This is a genomic window from uncultured Hymenobacter sp., assembly GCF_964242765.1.
Lineage (GTDB): Bacteria > Bacteroidota > Bacteroidia > Cytophagales > Hymenobacteraceae > Hymenobacter.
In genome coordinates this window covers 77,451-97,109 of the sequence record NZ_CAXTBM010000002.1, presented here as the reverse complement: position 1 = coordinate 97,109, position 19,659 = coordinate 77,451, and the positions used below count along the sequence as shown (strand labels likewise).

Genomic DNA, 19,659 nt, shown 5'->3' with positions numbered 1-19,659 from the left:
GCAGCTATTGAAAGCAACAGTACTTCTCTCGTTTAAACAGAATATTGCTACACGATACCCTTGCCTAACCTACGGTTAGTTGCAGATCCGCGCATACTTGTTCTAGCAATTCACTAAGACGATAGGCTGCCACTTGGCGCGTTTCTGGCGAAGCATGCTGCTCTTCAAGGATGTGCAAATCGTCGAAGGCGGCTGCTACTTGAAACAATTTCAACGAAGATTTCAGCTTATGCGCTATTGTGGTTAAGGCCAACCAGTCTTTGGCAGCAGCAGCATCGGTTAGATCATTGGCTACCATGGGTATCTCCGTTAGAAATACGTTAATCATACGGCGCATGAATTCCTGGTTCCCGTGGGCGTTCCGTTCCAACTGGCTTAAGTCGAAGAGTGGAGCAGCCTGCAAGGCCTTACTAGTTGGCACTGGCGCCACCATTGGCGCACCAGGCACCAACGGCTGATTGTCGGTAAGGAAGAGCTGAGCTACTAGTTTGTGATAAAGATCAGCTTCTTCGAAAGGCTTGGTAAGGCAGTCGTTCATACCCGCCTGCAGGTACCGCTCCCGATCTGTGCGGAAGGCGTTGGCTGTAAGCGCAATTATTGGAATATCAGCCCGGGCTGCGTCTGGGCTCTGCCGGATGGCTTCCGTCACTTCCAGGCCGCTCATGCCAGGCATCTGAATGTCCATCAGTATCACGTCATAGTTACGCGTCTGGAATAAAGCCAAGGCATCGGGTCCATTCACGGCACTATCAACGGCAATACCCCAATTTTTGAGAATCAGGGTGGTAAGCTGACGATTGGTAGCACTGTCTTCGGCCAGTAGCACCCGAGTACCACGCAGGCGGTTATAGTCGGGGGCGGTGGGCAGGGGCGGCGCTTGCTGGTCGGGCGCTTTGGGTAGCGTAAGTGTAAAGGCAAACCAAGTACCCTGGCCTAATGTGCTAGACAACTCTAGTTCGCCACCTAGCTGCTGCACCAAGCTCCGACTAATCGTGAGGCCAAGCCCGGTTCCGCCGAAACGGCGGGAGGTGTCGGCGTACGCTTGCGTGAAATTTTCGAAAATCTGCTGCTGCTTGTCGGCCGGAATTCCGATGCCGGTGTCGCGCACCCAGAAGCGAATGGTAACGGCCGTGGCTGTATCGCGGAGCACGTCGCTGCCCAGCGTAACGCTGCCATGCTCCGTGAATTTGATGGCGTTGGAAAGCAAGTTGAGCAGCACTTGGTTGAGCCGATAGGGGTCGCTGAGCACTACAGGCTCGGCGAGGCTCAAAGGCTGAATATCAAAAATCAGATTCTTTTCAGTGGCCCGGTACGCCAAAGTTTGAGCTGCCGTGCGAATGGATTTGCTGAGGTCGAAAGGTATGTGTTCGAGTTCAAGCTTGCCTGCGGAGATTTTAGCCATATCCAATACATCGTTGAGGACGGCCAGCAGGTTGCGGCCCGAGGTCAGAATTGTATCTAAATATTGACGTTGCTGCGCATCGAGAGGCGTTTTAGCGAGCAGGCCCGCCATTCCAAGCACTCCATTCATGGGCGTGCGGATTTCATGGCTCATGTTGGCCAAGAAGTTTTCTTTGGCGCGGGCGTTTGTTTCGGCTTCGCGCTTGGCTCTACGCAAGGCCTGCTCGGCTTGCACCCGCTCGGTAATTACCTGCCCGTACGCCACCACGTACGGCTCTTTTCCTGGGTCATCCACTTTAAAATTGTTGAAAAGAATATAGTGCTGTTCGTCGTGCTGATTAACAAGCTTCATTACTCTCTGGCTATGCTTGCCAGCTTTGATTTCAGTTAGATACTGTAACACGCCCGCCCGCAGTTCGGGCGGTACTACTTGCGTAAGGTAGCAGCCAATAATAGCGGCAGCTGGCAGGCCCATCAGCTCTTCCACCGCCGGATTCACCGATAGCAGCCGGCCTTGCAGGTCATGCGTGCCAATGAGCGCCTGTGTATGAGCGAGCAAGTCGCGGTGCTGGATTGTGCTACGTTCCAGGGTCTGGCGGGCTTCTTTTATTTCGGTGATATCGGTGGCAATAGTGAGTACGTGTACTGTGCCATCGGGCTGGGGCAGCGGCAATTGATTGACCTGAAACCAAAGTACCCCGCCGTCGGCTAGGGGGCAAGAACACTCCTGCGCAATAGGCTGTTGAGTGTGCAGCACTTCGCGATATACCGGCTCCCATTCGCGCAGCTCAACAATCCCATTCAAGTTCAACTGCGGCGTCGCATGGTGGCTGCGGGCCGCCAACTCGTTGAAGGACCGGTTATGAAAAATAAGCTGCCCCTGCGCATCGCGCACATAAATGATGTGCGGGCTGGCATCCGTAATTTGCTGAATAAGGGATGGTTGGGCACTGGCTATCGATTTGTTTCGGCGGCTAAGCACCTCGGCAGCTAATTGCTCGGTGATATCAAGCCCATAGCCCAATAGTAGCGGCGTCTCACCAACGAGCCGGGCCATAGGCTTGAAATAGCGCCGATGGCCACGTGGGCTCTCGGGATGAGACGTAATATCTTCCCAGGCAACGCTGTGCTGTTCCCGCAAGGCTTCATCGAACACGCGGCGACGCTGCTCAGCGAGTGCCACCGGAAAGTTATAACGCTGGCAATAATCCAGTACTGTATGGCCAACCAGCCAGGTGCGAGCTGCCTCGTTGGGCACAGCCTGCCGATTAGCATATACGTATCGAAAACAATGATCCAAAACCACCACCTCAACGGGTAGCTCCTGAAGAATATTAGCGTAAAAGTCGCGCTGAGCATGCATCTGTTGTTCTCGTTGCTGGGCAGCTGCCAATTCCCGCTTTAGCTCTTCCACTTGCCCGTCGGGAGCAGGTTGCCCTGATTGTCCGGCGGTGAAAAGTGGAACTGAGGAAGCAGATAGTTTCATAAAGAAGCACAGCTCGATTTTTATAACTTCACTAAGATAATATCTACACAGCGGCATCCCAGAAGGGCTAGCTGAACTATACGGCCTAGCCGCCAAGCACCCCACCTTACTCGGCCAGTACAACTATGTTTAGCGTAGCGTAAAGCTTTACATATTCCTATCGATACCTGTCTGTAAATACCAGTTCCCTGATTCAGGAAGCTTTTTCCCTCCTTTCGGAAGCGCTATTGTTGTTTCGGCGAAACATACCAGCGCAGCAGTGGCACTAGTATAATTACAGGTATTGGCGATACAATAAAGTCGATTAGGCGACGACCCAGCCGGTAGGCCCAGACTGCGTCGCCCGCTAGCTTACCTCCTACCAGCAGTAGTCCACATGCCACAAATACGGCTGCGTATAACAGACAGGCCCATCGCATTCGGTGCCCACCGCGAGGCAATAGCAGACGCAGTAGCAGCAGGCAAGTGCTCGTATAAAGTAGACTATACGTAAGCATGGTAGGCAGACTGCGCCTGGTTACTTGCCCGCTTACCCCACGTTGTATGGCAGCCAATTGATCGGTTAGGCCTAGGGTGTCAAAAAGCTTTTGCCAGCCCGCGTTCAGCGCACCAAACACCGCTAAATCATACGTGCCAAACCAAAAGAGCAGGAGCACTAAACCCGCTACAGCTACGGCTCGCACCAAATTGTTCACAACCCGTCGGCGGCTGGGCGATAAAGAAAAAGCAGGTTTTACCAACTCAGGCATGCATACTTAAGCTTTGAGAGCTATAGCTGCGGCAGGCAAAGCCAAGCGCCGAGCCCATAGCATCCAGAGTAAAAATATGCAACCGTATACCACAAACGTGAACGTATAATGGTGGTTGAAATCCACTGTGCGATAGGAATAGAGGTAGTTGACGGCTAGGGCGGCCACGCGCACCACGTTCAATAAGTAGATGGCCAGAATGCCCGCCGGAATAAACCACAGCTTATGTTTCACTGGCCCCGGATACGCCAACACAAAGCCCATAAATAAGGCATAGAGTACCAGTCCGTTGCAAGAATCTCCGACATACACCGCCACCTGCTGGCCCATGAGTAGCGTAGTGGATTTATAGGTGGCAATGCTGGCCGGAAAGCCCAGCGCACGTAGCAGGGCCACGGCCGCAGCGGCTATATTGTCGGAAAGCAGGGCGTTGAGTTGCCCATCAGGCAACACCCAGTACTCGTACGTGAAAAACCAGATCAAGTAGAGGACCACTGCTAGTACCAAAAAACGACGCAAAGAACGGACCGGTAGCGGAGCAATAGAAGTGGTCATACAGTTGGGAGGAGTGTTTTTGAAGCGAATGAGTGCGTTGCCCTAAGATAACATCTATATCGTACGGACGTAGCCAATCAGACTTGAAACGTGCCAAGTGGAATCGGAAGAAGCTACGTGCTTTCTTTCACGTTGGACTTTGTCTCCTAACATTCTCCTTGCCAGTCGAAGCCGCTTGATTCTTTACCTTTATTGCCATCCTCCTACTCAGCTACTGCGTATGCTTTCGCCTGCCACCACCTCTCTCCCCGACTATCAGCAAAAAATCAAGCAAGTATTCGCCGAAGTTGGAAAAGTAGTGGTAGGCCAGCATTACATGGTTGGGCGCCTGCTGATTGGCTTATTCACGGGCGGCCACATTCTGCTTGAAGGCGTGCCTGGCCTAGCCAAAACCCTTACTATCAGCACCTTATCCAAGGTCCTGCATCTGGACTTTCAGCGCGTGCAATTCACCCCCGACTTGCTACCTTCTGACTTGGTGGGCACCATGATTTACAATCAGAATCAGTCGGTGTTCGAAGTAAAAAAGGGGCCGATTTTCTCTAACCTCGTCCTGGCCGACGAAATCAATCGCTCGCCGGCCAAAGTACAGAGTGCCCTGCTGGAGGCTATGCAGGAAAAACAGGTGACAATCGGCGAAACTACCTATCCGCTTGATCTACCTTTTCTGGTGCTGGCCACGCAGAACCCGGTGGAGCAGGAAGGCACTTATCCTTTGCCCGAAGCCCAGGTCGACCGATTTATGATGAAGGTGTTTGTGGATTACCTGAAAAAGACCGACGAGCTGGAAGTAATGCGCCGGATGGCCAATATGAGTTATGTTGGCGAGGTCAATCCCATTTTAACCAAAGAAGACATCTTTGGCATTCGGCAGCAAATCAATCAGGTTCAAATTTCAGAAACGCTCGAGAAATACATTATCGAGCTGGTGTTTGCCACCCGCAAGCCCACCGACTACGACCTCCCGCAGTTTCAGCAGTATGTGCAGTTCGGAGTAAGCCCACGGGCCAGTATTGCGCTGCATCGAGCAGCCAAAGCCGTTGCTTATTTCGATGAGCGCGACTATGTGCTTCCCGAAGACATAAAAGATGTAGCCGCCGACGTGTTAAACCACCGCATTCTGCTAACCTATGAAGCCGAAGCCGATGGTATCCGCACCCAAGACTTTATTGAAGCCATCCTCGGCAAGGTACCTATCAGTTGATGGATACGCCCCTGAAAGCAGCCTAACAGTGCTTATTGCGCGGCGGTGGCAAAACCTGAGGCGTGCGTGCTTACCGTAACAGGAACAGCAGGCAATGCGCCACGGGCAACAGGCAGTTGAAAACTTTGCCGTGGCAACACCATCATGTTAGTTGCTCGTTTTTTGACGGCACGATTTGCTGCGCTATAGCTGGTGACTCGCCCCACTATCAGCAGTAGAAATAGAACGGCTGTCAGTAGCCATAGCCCCGACGACTCGGGCCGACTAGGCGCTGCAACACGAGATGATAATGGCAAGCTGGTAGGAGACTGTATCCGGACGACCATAAAATATACTAGCTATCAAAACCCTCAATCAAAGCAGCAAGGGTGATTAGTAAGTTGAACTTGACTGCACTTCCAACGAATTCAAGTTTGTTCCTCTTTAGACAGCACAACCATAAAAAAGGCTGCTATACATATCTCTTATTTTCAGTACACAACGGGCGGGTCGCTCGTTGTCTTGTTGCCATTCTGTAGATACCCCCCGCACCAACGCCTGATTTTAGAAATCGGGCTGGGCAGCTACACGGGCCCGACGTGGTCCAAAGAGGTGCTGCCAATGCTTAACAAAGTTATTTTGAATGCGCCGCAGGCCACGCCCGCGCTCCGATAGCCGGTGCGTAGGCACCCGATATTCGGGGCGCCGCTCGCGCAACCCCTCCCCTTTTGAGCTTGGCGCCGGCACTTCCACTACTTTATAACCACCGGACGGCGCAACAACTGCCCCTTTATTCGAATGTTGCTGCGCTGCTATGGGCGCCACCACGGTGGTTGGTGGCTCCACCTGCACTGCACTATCAGTAGGCACGGTTAATAATTTTTCAGTTAAAGACACTGCGCTCAGAGGCAGTAAGTCGGTTGGAGTACTGGTATTTGCAGAGGCTACTAGTTGGGGTTGCGAGGCAGAATAGGAAGTTAAGTTCTGGCCTTTGATCCTAGGCAAGGGCAGTATTTTTTTTGTCTTGCTCGCCGGCTTATCAACCAAGCTGGCTACTTGCCTGGGAGTGTGGCGAAAAGCCAGCGCCTGCGTCGATGAGCGAGGTATTGTGTACGCCATTCCCTCGTTGGCGGACAGTTGGCTGTGCAGGCTGGCCATCCGGGTTTTAGCAGCCGTTTCGGTAGTGGGCGGCGGTGGGCTAACCGTTGCCGGCCGGGGTAGCAGCCACCCAACAGTTACTCCCACCAAACCTACAAGGGGAAGCACTAGCAGGAGCGGCACTGGCCGGGGGGCGCTCGGCAGTGCCGACAAATGACCTTCTATTCCAGCCCAAACATGGCTGGAAGGCAGCAGGTCGAAGTCACTGAACGTGTCGCGCAGCGACTCGTCCAGACGGTCGTCATCAGTTTCCTGAATCATAGTCGGATGTAGTTATTCTGCCGGTGGTAGAGTTGCAGCAAATGTTTGCGGGCTTTACTAAGTTGAGCTTTCGAGGTACTCTCTTGAATATGTAGCAGCTCACTGATTTCGCGGTGAGAATAGCCATCGACAGCGTATAAAAGCAACACCAAACGGCAACCGTCGGGGAGTTGCTCCATCAGCGCTAGTACTTCCGCCACATTTAATTGGTCGAGGGCGGAAGCATCAGCGGCTGGCGGATCGGCTATGTCGTCGAGCGAGGCGCCTTGGGTTTGGCGACGCATTCGGCCGCTTTGCCAATGGTTGATGGCGGTGGTTACGACGATGCGGCGGATCCAGCCTTCGAGCGTGCCTTCCGCCCGAAACTCGCTTAAGTAGGTGAAAACTTTAACGAAGGCATCCTGCAAAATGTCTTCGGCTTCTGGTAAGGTGCGCGCGTACCGGCGAGCCACTCCCAGCATTCGGCCAGCATAACGGGCATACAACGCCCGTTGAGCGGCTGGTTCGCGGCGGGAGCAGCGGGCAAGCAGGGCGTCGAGGTCGGAAGGAGCCGGCATGCAAGAATTTTTCGCCCCTGTAGTCGTGGTTGGGAACATCAAGCAGACAAGCTGGCCCTAAAAAAGGCTGCCGACTTATCTGACTTTATTTTCAAGCTTCGATGTGGATTTTGATTGATGAGTATAAGCCATAATACCAAGAGAAAAAATAGCCAACCATTGATTGTTAAGACTTTGCTAGAGTTCTGCATTCCCTTCCGAGCAACTGCTATTCATTAATTACTTGCATTATAATAAAAAAGCCGCTCCCAAAATGGAAGCGGCCTCTTCGAAAACAGTGGAAAATAAGAGGTTAATTCTGCTTAACAAACTTGCGTACAATACGGCCAGCGGGCGTGGTAACTTCCATGTGATAGAGGCCAGCGGGCAGCTCACTCGCATCAAGTACGGCGGTGCCATTGGCAGCAGCGCCCTGCAACACGGGTCGGCCTAGCTGGTCTAGTACCCGGTAGCTTGCGTTGCGGCTAGGTACTTTCAGGTTTAGCTCCGAGCGAGTTGGGTTAGGATACAGGCCGATTTCTATACCGGCTGCTGCTTTTGCGGCCAACGGTGGGTTCGGGTTGATGCGCGACAGCATGCTGGCCGGAATGTTGCCTCTAGTGTTGTTGGGGCCGCCAAACCGTACGTTCATCACCTTGTCGCCGCCGCCATCGAAGTAGGCCACGGTGATGGCATGCTTACCCGCTTTCAACCCGATGGTACCGGTTTTCTCATCTACCCCGTGCGACCCGTTGTTGTTAACAACCAACTGCGAACCAATGAAGATCTGGGAGCCGTCGTCGGAAGCGCTTAGGAACTGATACAGGCCGTCGGCAGGAACATCGATATACCCTTGGAAGCGGAGTGCAAAATTACTTTGACGCAAGATGGGAGCGTAGCTGATTTCAGAGGCAACACCTGAACGAGTAGGCGTCAGCGCCGCGAAGTTGGGCAGGGTGGTGAAGTTGCCTTCGTAGTAGCTGTACTCTATTCCTGAGAGGGTATGCGGTGGGTTTTCGGGAGCACGCAAGGTTGCCTGAGGAGCGCAGTTAGTAACCTTTAGTGAAGCCCAGTTGCCGGCTGGCCACATAACCTTAGCCCAGTCTGCAATTTCATTGAGCAAGCTACAATCAACTCCAGCGCGCCGCATCTGCGGAATCATGTACCACACTTTGTCGGCAGAGTTGCCGCCGCCAGCCGGCGGAATTACGGGCACGTAGTTGGTTGGCGAGGCATCGAAGGGGTCGAAGCTGCGTACATACTGCGAAGCCGGATACGAGCGGCTCTTGGCAAACCAGGTGCGCACGTAAGCTTCTAAAATATCCTTTTTCGTGCCAGGGCTTACATGCTCCCACAAGTTCTCCTGGATGTCTTCTATGAGTACGGTAGGAGCGTGGTTGCGCATTAAGTTCCAGCCATCAAAAGGCCGGTCAGGGCCAACCCCATTGTCGGCTTGCTGCGCTGCTTTCACCACAATCAGCAGCATCCGAGACAGTTCCGAAATCCGGTCGTTGCTGGCCAGGTTCAGATCCTTCACCAAGCCGTACAAGTAGCCCCAGTCCACAGGATAGAATCCGTTGGCGTGGCGGTTACCGCTGCTCAGTACCATTTGCGTATGATACCACGCATTGGAAGCATACACATTGTTAACGGCCTTGTTGTTGTGCGACAAGTCGTCGCGGCCAAACGGGATATTCAAGCGCTGAGGCGACGTTTCGAATACGTGGCGTACTAGGCCAGGCCACGTACGGGCTTCGCTCCGGTTGCCGTACAACGCTGGGCCGAGGCCTTCCAGGTTGAACTCCTGCATCAATTCCCAGAATTTGACAGTCTGCCACAAGGCGGTAGAGTACACTTTCAGAGCGTGTTCCCGATTCCAGTTCGTACCGTGTGCTACGCGCGGCACCAGGAACATATTGCGCTCTTGCTGCCAATCCGACATGTCGGTTTGCATACCGGGGGCATAAATGCCGCCTAACTTATAGGCTTGGTTCCCGGCGGCTATGCGCTGGCGCAGGTTGATGCTGGAGTTGCCAGTACCCTGCCCATTATACATTTTGTTTAGGTTGGAATTGGTGAAGTCGGTGCCCCACGCATCTTTCGGGTGGATGATAGGCAACCAATGCTTCCAATCCAGAAACTGCATGGCAACTGGAATTTCCCGGATGTTGAGCGTACCGCTGGTAGCAATGGCCGCCTCATTAACGCCATTCGGGAATATGTAAGGCAAAGTCTCGGCGTCGGTGTCGAGTACGGCATCGATGCCGGCACCTGCTGCCCATTCCACCAGTGGCCGAGAATCTTGACCTGGGCCAGGCTGATAAGGAGGATTCCAGGGCCGAGCCGTAGCCGGAGCTGGAGCCGTGAGGGTACGGATGTAAGAAGCAATTTGCTCGGCCTGCGTTACACTCAGCCCGTGGTACTTAGCGCGCTCAATAATAGAGCGGTTGGAATAGTTGAAGTACTTTAAATCGCGGCCGTCCTGCGCGTGGCAGTCGCTGCACTTCGCTTGCAGTACGCGTGCATTTGGCAAGTAAGACTCGTTGAGCGACGCATTTCTCCAAAGCTGCTGGCCGGCCGCTATATCTGATGCGCCCGAACGAGGAGCCTGCCAGGAAGCGGGATTTTCGTCGGCGAAGGAACTAGCTGGCATCAAGCGCGTTCCGGTGGCATCTAAGAAGTTGAGCCGTACAATACGATAACCGATAGTTACGCCATCAGACTGATTGAAGCGGAAACTGATTTGGTTGGCACCATCGAATACTGCGCCGTCTGGCAACGCCAGCTTCAGCTTGATGGTGTTGTGTCCGCCGCCGATACCGCCGTAGCTTTTGCCAGGCTCAGCAACGTCGCAAGTGTTGTTGTTGAGATTAATCCAGGCGCCGTTGTTGATGCGGACGCTGGCCTTATCGTCATAAGAGAGGTTGTTGGCTTGGAGCCACAAACTGGTGGCAGTATTGCCGGATGGTACTGTTACGCTTACAGTCTGGGTAACGCCTTGCGCACCTAGAACTTCGATTGGGAGAGTCAGCGTCTGAGCTCGAGTGACAACAGCGAAAACGAGTAAACACGCTGTCAGCCATAGTTTTTTCTGGGTGTCCGCTACAGCGTGAAGTTTGCTGTAGCACCGAGTACGTAAGTGAGTAGAAACTTGCATACAAAAGTTTAAAAGGCCTGAAAACAACTTTGATTCCTCAATACAATGCCATTCCTACTGGCATCTTGAAAGAAAGGTATACAGGCATTTGCACAAAATCTATAAAATCAACTAAAATTGAACTAAACTTATCTTATAGTACAATAACTAAACGCACTTATTATGATTTTACCTAGTAAAACAGCTTCTATATGGAAATGCTGCCTTTTTCGTTATCTTATAATAATTACATATGAATTTTGTTTTGAGCCTTCTGAATGACTTATTATACAATTAAAGACAAGTCTTAGTTGCATATGCTTGTACATTTAACCTTAAACTTCTCATGGCAATACATTCTTCGCTTTTTATATTTATTCACTATGAAATCCCTAGATACAATGTTTAATAAATCTTAATTTACTTTAATAAGTTATAAAATTTAATGATCATCAAATTTTATATTCAATAGGCATATCATGAATAATCAACACTTTAAGAAATTTAACTCGTAGTACTACCGAAAAAATAGACAAATCCTTATATTGCTTGTATTAGTTCTAACTCCTAGGAATTATATAAGCAAGTACTTGTAATGAGCACACTTGGCTAGTTTTCTTATAGGAATACAGGGTGTAGCCCATTTCAAACCAGATGTGGGGCAGGCGTATCATCAAGGTTAGCGGTACGCCATCGGTGAAAGCAGGAAAGCAAACGTGCAATGCGTGCTTCCCACGCAGAGGTTTCTCGGCTGCTACCGTACTTTTGAGTTGTGCTTACTACCCGCCTTCAAAAAGCCTTGCGCGGCCTGCTGCGCCTTGCTCAAAATCCGTGGCTCCTCAACCACGTACTAGCCGCCGATGAAACTACTTGGCAGCAGCAGGCACTGGCTCATACTAAGTACAGCCTAACCTCCAATGGCTTGCCAGCGGTGCGCCTCACCCATTTTCTGTCGTCAGCCAACCAAACGGTCCGGCCTTTTGCCTTCCGTGATGGTGGCTCGCTCCCCACAGATTTACTCTTGCTTCGCGCGGTGGCGAGCCGCGTAGTGGATTGTCGCTACTTCGAAATAGGAACGTGGCGCGGTGAGAGTGCCGCCAATGTAGCGGAAGTGGCCACCTCCGTCTACACCCTCAATCTATCGGCAGAAGAAATGCGCGCTATGGGCTTGAGTGAACGGTACATAGAGTTGCACGGTTTTTTTTCGAGACCCTTGGCGAATGTCACGCACCTGTACGGCAACTCTGCCACTTTCGATATAGCGCCGCTAGGGCATTTTGATGTAGTGTTTATTGATGGTGATCATCGCTACGAAGCCGTACGCACCGATACGCGGCGCGTATTCGAGCATTTGGTTGGGCCTAACACGGTAGTGGTCTGGCACGATGCCAGCCGACAGCCGGGCCAGCCCCGCTGGGAAGTGCTTACCGGCATTCTCGATGGATTGCCAGCCACGGCTTCAGGTCAACTGGTACAAGTGGAAAATACGCTCTGCGCTCTTTATTCGCCTGTTCCGCTCCCCACCCATACACTAAATCTGCTGGCTGATCCTGTTCCTTGTTTCGAAGTAACAATACGGGTTGGGCAAGAGCCTAAATCCCTGTTCCCACAATAAGCCTTACTGCTACGCAGCCGCAGCACCCGCGCTACACCTCAAGCTCTATCCTGTCGCACTATAGATAGAAGTTTCACTATAAACTAAACGGCTAAAGAAGCGGTGCTTACGACTTTCGCCGGGCTGCGCTCCAGAGGTAGGTTAGATCAGTGAGGTTTGGCATAAAGGCCCAGGGAGCAGTTCCCGTTGCCCGATAAAAATGGTAGAGCAAAAACGCTGTGGATGCGCAGTAGGATAGTGTGCTGGCCAGCGCCGCTCCGTGAATACCAAAGTGGGGAATCAGTAATGTACAGGCCACCAGCGTTACCAGCAACCCCACTCCAGACGCCGTATTATTGATACGGTAGCGCGCAAGGCCTGCAAAATAGCTGCTACACAAAATCTGGAGAGCCATTACTACACCGCCTGGCGCCAAGAAGAGAATTACGGGACGAGCCGCGCTAAACTCTGGTCCAAATATCGCCCCTAGCACGGCGGGCGGGAGTAAAGCCAGAAATCCGACGGCAATAGCGGTACCAAGCACCGCAAGCCGCGATACGCGCAAGGTGCTAGCCAGTATGGCCTCTTTACCGGCATGCACCAAATCTACGTATTGCACCAAGGCTGTACTACGCGGAATCAGCCAGATAGCCTCCGTCAGCGCTACTCCCACCGAAAGAATGCCCACGGCACGGGCATCAGCAAAATGAGCCACGAAGTAGTAACTAAGTCGGTAATTAGCGAAGGCCAGGATGTTGGAAAAATGGGCTCCTCGGCTGTGGCGTCCTAGCTCGCGCATAGTAGCCTGCAGCCGCCGGCCGCCACTTGGCCGGTCAGGCAACTTGACCAAGGCCCACACGCTCACCAACACAGGCAAACCATAAGCCAGGTAGGCGGCATAATAATAAGCAGGAACAACCCGCCAGTGCAGGCCCGCAAAAGCCCCTACTAGCCCGCCGGCCAACAGGGCCACCTGCGCCACCGAAAGACCGTTGTAGAGAACTTCCTGACGGCGCCCGAGCAGTAAGGCTGTATTGATGGAGAGAAAAGCTTGCAACAGCGCCAACGCCAACAAATGACCGAGGTAGGAGGCTGGCACCTCACGCACTAGCGCCACCAGCCCCGTGCCTACCAAGCATACAACCAGGGCCCACCCATAAGCAGGGAACAGCAGATGCCACAAGTTGCGACGCGGTACCAAGTAAATCAGCGACGAACCTCCCAACAAACCAATGAAGAGGAGCAGTGCTGCACAGTCTGTTATAAATAAACTTACCGCTCCCCGCCCCGCTGCCCCTAAATAGCGCGCTGTCAACCATACTACCCCAAAACTTAGCAATGCTGTGGCTAAGCGAGTAGTGAAATTATGGATGATACGACGAAGCATTCAAAGAAATAAAATAAGTATAAGATGCCTCAACACAAGAACTGCTATGGGCTACACACGCCATACACAGTTTGCACCTTCTTAAGCATAAGACAAAGTAGCAGCGTAATCTATAGATATTCGCCGCGTTACTCCACTATGGCGTTACTCCTTATTTGCAATCTGCTGGTATACCCGCCGGAATGCCGCCCCAACGGCCGGGTAGCCAAACCGGGCCACGGCAGCAGCCCGCAGAGCAGCAGCATCGAAACTACTGGCTGGGCCTTGCAAAACGGTTAGTAGAGCTTGGGCTAAGGCTTCTTCGTTTCCAGCGGGCACGAGCAAGCCTTTAGAACCATCACTAGGCAGCAGTTCAGGCACCCCGTTTACAGCAGTAGCTACAGCCGGCAATCCGCTGGCTTGGGCCTCGATAAGCACACAAGGCAAATTTTCGTAGTTGGAAAACAGCACAAAGGCTTGAGCCCGCTGCATTTCCTTGGCTACTTCAACGGAACTTAGCTTGCCCAGAAACTCTACTGTACCATCGGCCAGCAACCCCAGATCGGTTGCCAGTTGGTGCATCTGGTTCTCGGCCGCACCATACCCAGCAATCCGGAGATGAATGCCCAGTGTAGGATGCTCGGTACGTAACCGTGCTATGGTGCGTAAGATACCGCTCAGGTTTTTGGCTTGCTCGTTGAAAGCGGCAACATTAAGCAGTCCTTGGCGTGTCTCTAGCTTGTCGGGCAAGTGAAATAAGTCGGTATCTACTACATTAGGAATAACAACCGTGCGGGTATTATGGCCTCCCAGCCGGGCTAGCGCCCGACGCAAATCTTCCGACACCGGTGTGAAGGCGGCAGCCTGGCGGACCAGCAGTGCTGCCACTCGTCCTCGCAGCCACCCTAACCGCCACGCATTGGTGGGCAAAAAGATGGTCGAGTGTTCGGTAATCAGATATGGGGTACGCTGCCACCATTTCAGCCACAACGCTACCGCCCCCGTTCGCAACAGAACATGAGCATGCACGATATCTTGCTTTTGTCCACCCCAATACTGCCGTACTGCCCACATTCCCCTTGTGATACACACGAGCCACAAGAGCAACTTCAAGACTCGGTCGAGCCACGCCCAGCCCGTGAGGCGGGCTCTATAATAATAGCGCCATGTGGGCACAGCACCACTCAGACTTACATCTGCATCAATAAGTGAAGGAAGAGGACCGCGCGCCACCACGGCAACTACCACTGCATTCTGAGTTTGTAGCGGCTCTTCATCGGGTGAAGCCTGCGCAATGGCGGCTATATGCCGGGCTACAAAGTCGCCGTCCTGATCATCGTAGCGGTTGGGGTACCACTTGGGCAGGTGCAGAACACGAAGCTTCATGCAAGTAGTAATAAAGTAAGTAACCTCGCACCCGAAAGCATAGAGGGGCCGCGCAATGACGACTCACAAAGTGCGCAAGCTAGTTATTTCGGGTTGGCTGAGCGGGCACCAATACAGGGAAAGTTCCTCTGCTTAGAAACGTAAAAAGCCTGCCCCAGCAGAGGCAGGCTTTTCAACCCTCTTCTCTAATTAACTAAAAACTTATTTCGTTACTACAAAGCGTACTGCCTGCGTGGTTTCACCGGTCGTAACCGAAGCCACATACAAGCCCGCCTTCAACGAAGTGGGCAGTTCAACATTCTGCACGCCGATGCTCAGCTTCTGTCCGTCGCGCACTACCGCTACAATACGGCCTGTTATGTCGAGCACGCGCACTGTCACAACGCTAGCACTCTTCAACTCAAATGTCAGCTTAGCGGCCCCTTCTGTTGGGTTTGGTGCTACGCTTAAACTCTGCACGTTTTCTTTAGCAGCTTTGTTGGCAAGCGTTTGAGTGGGGACGTTGTAGCAAGTAATGTTAGGGTTGAAGTTGGTCCAGCCAGCCGCCCAGTTAGCTGTTCCAGCTGGGCCGAAAGCGCCCCGATAGACTACGTTATCGAAGAACCCACCCGCTAGTTTAGCATCAGTGAAAGAAGCACCCGAAACCAATGGTGAAGCAGCAGGCAGCAAATAGTTGGGCGAAAAGTTCTGCTGAAACACAAAATTGTCGGCATTCAAGCCCAGGGCACTAGCATTAGACAAGGTTGTGTTACCATTGTTTAGCCAGAATCCTTGCACATCGTACGTGCCTCCTGTTTGCTGTGTGTAAGGATTGCTTATGCCAGCCAATACGTTGTTTTTCAACACCAACGCCCCATTCGTGGCATTTGCCTGCGCGGCAGAGCCATCTAAGGTCAAACCTTCGGGCCAGCCAGTCAGAACTGAGTTGAAAATTGAAATACTTGTGTTGCGACGCAGGTGCATCGAACGGGTGAAGTTGGCCGTTGCCCCAATGGGGTTAGGTAGAATGGCCGTGATATTAGAAAATACCGGTGCCGTGCGGGGTGTCAACGTCGAACCGGCCGCGTCGTTATCGGATTCAAAAGCCGTCGAGCCCGATACATCGGCCGCATTGGGGTTGCGCACTACAAGGCCATATTGCACCCGCCCTGAGAATCCGAAGTCGGTATCAAAATCGTCATCGGTTGCGGCTATGGCAACCAAGTGTTTGGCATTAACCGTACCGCCAAACCACTCAAATGAATCGTCCCCGCTGTTCGATACCTGCACGTAGTCGATAGTAGTACCTGCTCCTACGCCACCCAAGGTCAAGCCGTTGATTTCGGAATTAGGCTGAAAGGCAATACCCGGATACTCGATGCGCACATAGCGCAACGTACCAGAGTTGTCGTTCGCATCGGTGCCCCCGTACACGGCTTGTACCCCACCCTCAATATTGGGCGTACCAGCTTGGTTAACTGGAGCCCGACCACACAGGATTAGTCCCCCCCAGTCGCCGCGGGCACGTGCGCCGGCAGCCTCATTGGAGGTGAAAACGATAGGCTGAGCCGCCGTACCATTGGCCTCAATGCGGGCTCCTTGCTTGATGATAAGTGCCCCCTTGCTTGCTTTGTCACCTTTGATGATAGTACCTGGTTGAATAGTGAGCACTGCGCCACTTTCCACATACACAAATCCACTAAGTAAATACACATTCGTGTTAGACCAAGTAGTGCTGGCGGTGATGCTACCCGATACGGTAATCGGAGTTGGTGTGGCAGGGCATACAGTTTGTGCCACGGCGGTCTGAACGGGTTGCAGGGCAATAACTGCACAAGCCAACAATGCAGGGAGTAACAACTTTTTCATGAGAGTATGTAGAGGTGAATAAAAGGGGCAGTTCAGTCAAACAAAAGTCTCAAATCAATACGCGCACAGCAGCAAGTAGACGTTATGAATTTGTTAGGAGCACGTTACTTTATCAATTAAAAGTTGTAGGTCAGGCCAAGCGTAGAGTACGTTCCCCGGCGGTAACTGGAAAAGGACACTCGCGGCTCATTCCGGTCAACTGTACCGTTGCGGTCCAGGTCGTAGTAGGTGCGGTACCGCTGGTTGAACAGATCCTGCACCCCTGCCCGCAATTGTAGATGGCTGCCTAACCCCTTGGTCACGGCAATGTCCACTACATGGCGCGGCATTTCAATAGCCGAAAAGTTCTGTGTTTGGTCGCCTACGAAGGCGATGCGCTGACCTACCACGTTGTACTGGGCCGATATTTGCAATTTTTGGTCGTCATCTTGGAAAAACAGGCCCGTATTGACTACGTAAGGTGCTTGTCCTTGCAGGGGCCGATCAAACAGGGCAAAGCCTACGTTTTGAGGCGTTTCAGGCAAATTAACTCGGCTCCGAATGAGCGAAGCATTTAACACGACGCCAAATTTTTGCAGGAAGGTATTCTCGGTTAAGTCTACAAAGCCTTTGCGGGCTTCAATTTCCACACCCACATCATAAGCCTTGTCGGCATTCTGATAAGTCAAATACAACTGAGACGTTCCCACTGATTGCGTGGTCTGCTCGATAGCATCGCGGAATTGCTTGTAAAAGACACCAATAGAAAGCATCTCAGAGCGCGTCGGGTAAAATTCATAGCGCATGTCAGCGTTATAAATAGTGGCCGTCTTCAGATCCGAGTTACCCGTGATAATGGCATTATTGGTGAAATCGAAGTACGAGAACTGCGCAATTTCCCGAAACTCGGGCCGGTTTACACTCACGCTGCCTCCCGCACGTAGCAAGCTGCGCTCCGTGAAGTTATAAGTAGCGTTTATCGACGGTAGTGGAATCGTTTTGATTTCCTCGTACCGGGGCAAATTGCTCCCATCATCCAAATAGCGGCGGTTATGTTCTACCCGTACTCCACCTGACACGCTAAACTTGTCGGAAATTGGCGCTACCAAGCCAATATAGCCAGCTAGCAGCGTGTTATCGGCCTTGTATGATTCCTCGGGGCGAGTACCCTCTTCCAGTTTGAACCCATTGACCGGGTCAATATTTTCGGGAGCGAAAATCTGATCAATGGAAGAAGTCAGAATGGCGTCCCGGTCGGAACGATTGTCGAAGACCGCAGGGTTGCTGATTATATAGGAAAAATAACGTTGGTCGTAATTGCGTGCCTTACGCTCAGCATAAACCCCGACGCGTAACTTATACTCGTTCACTTTGGTAGTATCACGGCCCTTCATCCGCAATTCCCACTGTCCAGCGCCCGTGTATGTATTTTCTTTTAATTCCGAAAAAAAGCGGCTGGCATCGAAAGGGTTGCCACCGTTTGGTACTACGACAAAGAACTGCCGGCTAGAGCCCTCGGGCCGCTGAGCCCGATATCGGCTGTAGTCTGGCTCGTCACGATACACATAGTTATACCCCCCGGTCCAAGTAAAAGTCGAGCGACTGGCTTCTCTCAAATCGTGGGTACCCTGCAATTGGCCCGAATAAATAGTGCGGCTCTGATAATGCAACGCGTTGTCATCCCGCTCCTGCTGCTCAATTTTGTCGACTCCTTTCCGGTTTACCACCTCATCTGTACCATACTGGTTCAGGAAGTTCCGGAACTCAATTCGGTTTCGGTCGTTGATACGGGCCTGCCAGTTATGAATGACTCCTAAGCGCACGGCGGTTAGTGCCCGAGTATCCTTGTAGTCGTACTGAAGAGGATAATTTTGATCTATCTCATTGAATTCGCCGGCCCGCTGACGCGACTGCACGTATTGCTCGCGAGTATTAGAATAGGATACCGATGTTACATTACTCAAGGAAGTGGAACCGACCTCAAACTTCCTGTTTAAGCCCAGCGAAAGCCGCAGGTCAGGCCGGGCCGTACTCAACACCGGTGACCACTGATTTCGTAACCGCGCACTCCCATCGGTTACGTTGCTCGGCATTTTTCGGTCCCCATTGTCATATCCAAGCCAATCGGAGTTGCTGCGGCTGGAAGTTTGATACTCGTTCTTGAACGTTGTGCCGCTCCGATGCCATGCTGATGCAGTGAAACTGGTTGTATTTTCTAATACCGAATTCTTGGTAAACACCTGCACCACGCCACCGCCAAACTCGCCCGGAAGCTCTGGTGAACCAGATTTAAAGATCAAAATCCGGTCAATAACTGAACTAGGCAGAATATCAAACGAGAACGAACGGGTATCTACCTCGGCCGAAGGTGTCATAGTACCGTTAAGCAAGACCGTGTTATAGCGTTCAGCTAAACCCCGTATAACTATAAAATTGTTGTTCTGAATAGTAACCCCTGGAATGCGTTTCACCACTTCCGCAGCATCCCGGTCCAACGATTTTACAATCTGGTCATTGCTGACGCCGCTCACTACTATCTCGCTCTTTTTTAAATCCTGAATCAGGGACACTTCAGTGCCAGTTTGTTTCTGGCCTGTTACCACTACATCTTTCAGGGAGGTGGTGCTTTCTTCCATCACGCCATTCAGCGTAGTCTTATTGCCTGCGGTTACTGCAACCCCCGGAAAAGTTAGCGGCTTATAGCCGATATAGGTTATTGTAATATTGTAGGTACCCGGATCAAGCTTTAGTTCGTAATTACCCTCAACATCAACTGGAGCGGCCTGCACTGTGCCGGTCACGATGACTGTTGCCCCAATTACACCTTCACCGGTCTTCTTGTCGGTGACTTTGCCGACGATAGAACCTTGCTGAGCCATTGTTAGCGTACTGAACAATAAGCCTGAAAACAGGAGAAAAAGATGACGCATACAGTGAATTTTCGTTAGCGCCACAAAACTACCGGGCTGCTATTACGCCAAGATTGCCCACGTATTACCCTTATGTTACGCACCAGCTAAA

Annotated in this window: 12 protein-coding genes; 2 read left to right on the top strand and 10 right to left on the bottom strand. The window is 52.1% G+C overall.

Going from position 1 to position 19,659, the window contains the following annotated elements:
• Window positions 1-64: 64 nt before the first annotated feature.
• The 3 genes from ACFE7X_RS01240 to xrtX all read right to left on the bottom strand — a co-directional run bounded on the left by ACFE7X_RS01240 (window position 65) and on the right by xrtX (window position 4,191).
• Window positions 65-2,887 (bottom strand): response regulator, encoded by a 2,823-nt coding sequence (locus ACFE7X_RS01240; RefSeq protein ID WP_375433834.1) that lies wholly within the window; start codon window positions 2,885-2,887, stop codon window positions 65-67.
• 224 nt (window positions 2,888-3,111) lie between these two features.
• Window positions 3,112-3,636, bottom strand: coding sequence for an XrtX-associated membrane protein (locus tag ACFE7X_RS01235; RefSeq protein ID WP_375433833.1), 525 nt, complete (start codon window positions 3,634-3,636; stop codon window positions 3,112-3,114).
• Between the two features lie 6 nt (window positions 3,637-3,642).
• Window positions 3,643-4,191: an exosortase X gene (gene xrtX / locus ACFE7X_RS01230; protein ID WP_375433832.1), complete on the bottom strand. Its 549-nt coding sequence runs from the start codon at window positions 4,189-4,191 to the stop codon at window positions 3,643-3,645.
• A gap of 220 nt (window positions 4,192-4,411) precedes the next feature.
• Between xrtX and ACFE7X_RS01225 the strand changes: the two genes are divergently transcribed.
• Window positions 4,412-5,395 (top strand): AAA family ATPase, encoded by a 984-nt coding sequence (locus ACFE7X_RS01225; RefSeq protein WP_375433831.1) that lies wholly within the window; start codon window positions 4,412-4,414, stop codon window positions 5,393-5,395.
• Window positions 5,396-5,938: 543 nt separating this feature from the next.
• Here ACFE7X_RS01225 and ACFE7X_RS01220 read toward each other — a convergent pair.
• The 3 genes from ACFE7X_RS01220 to ACFE7X_RS01210 all read right to left on the bottom strand — a co-directional run bounded on the left by ACFE7X_RS01220 (window position 5,939) and on the right by ACFE7X_RS01210 (window position 10,273).
• The gene (locus tag ACFE7X_RS01220) at window positions 5,939-6,793 is read right to left on the bottom strand and encodes a hypothetical protein (protein ID WP_375433830.1); all 855 of its coding nucleotides are present in this window, start codon (window positions 6,791-6,793) and stop codon (window positions 5,939-5,941) included.
• The gene (locus ACFE7X_RS01215) at window positions 6,790-7,350 is read right to left on the bottom strand and encodes an RNA polymerase sigma factor (protein WP_375433829.1); all 561 of its coding nucleotides are present in this window, start codon (window positions 7,348-7,350) and stop codon (window positions 6,790-6,792) included. The genes ACFE7X_RS01220 and ACFE7X_RS01215 overlap by 4 nt, the downstream gene beginning before the upstream one ends.
• A gap of 292 nt (window positions 7,351-7,642) precedes the next feature.
• Complete coding sequence (locus ACFE7X_RS01210; protein ID WP_375433828.1) at window positions 7,643-10,273, bottom strand: PA14 domain-containing protein; 2,631 nt, start codon at window positions 10,271-10,273, stop codon at window positions 7,643-7,645.
• Window positions 10,274-11,237: 964 nt separating this feature from the next.
• Here ACFE7X_RS01210 and ACFE7X_RS01205 point away from each other — a divergent pair.
• Window positions 11,238-12,080 (top strand): class I SAM-dependent methyltransferase, encoded by an 843-nt coding sequence (locus ACFE7X_RS01205; RefSeq protein WP_375433827.1) that lies wholly within the window; start codon window positions 11,238-11,240, stop codon window positions 12,078-12,080.
• A gap of 106 nt (window positions 12,081-12,186) precedes the next feature.
• On the opposite strand, the gene ACFE7X_RS01200 is transcribed toward ACFE7X_RS01205, so the two are convergent.
• The 4 genes from ACFE7X_RS01200 to ACFE7X_RS01185 form a co-directional block, all read right to left on the bottom strand.
• The gene (locus ACFE7X_RS01200) at window positions 12,187-13,446 is read right to left on the bottom strand and encodes a lipopolysaccharide biosynthesis protein (RefSeq protein ID WP_375433826.1); all 1,260 of its coding nucleotides are present in this window, start codon (window positions 13,444-13,446) and stop codon (window positions 12,187-12,189) included.
• Window positions 13,447-13,590: 144 nt separating this feature from the next.
• On the bottom strand, window positions 13,591-14,811 hold the full coding sequence (locus ACFE7X_RS01195) for a glycosyltransferase (protein WP_375433825.1): 1,221 nt from the start codon (window positions 14,809-14,811) through the stop codon (window positions 13,591-13,593).
• 201 nt (window positions 14,812-15,012) lie between these two features.
• Window positions 15,013-16,659 (bottom strand): T9SS type A sorting domain-containing protein, encoded by a 1,647-nt coding sequence (locus tag ACFE7X_RS01190; protein ID WP_375433824.1) that lies wholly within the window; start codon window positions 16,657-16,659, stop codon window positions 15,013-15,015.
• 116 nt (window positions 16,660-16,775) lie between these two features.
• Window positions 16,776-19,568: a TonB-dependent receptor domain-containing protein gene (locus tag ACFE7X_RS01185; protein ID WP_375433823.1), complete on the bottom strand. Its 2,793-nt coding sequence runs from the start codon at window positions 19,566-19,568 to the stop codon at window positions 16,776-16,778.
• Window positions 19,569-19,659: the final 91 nt, after the last annotated feature.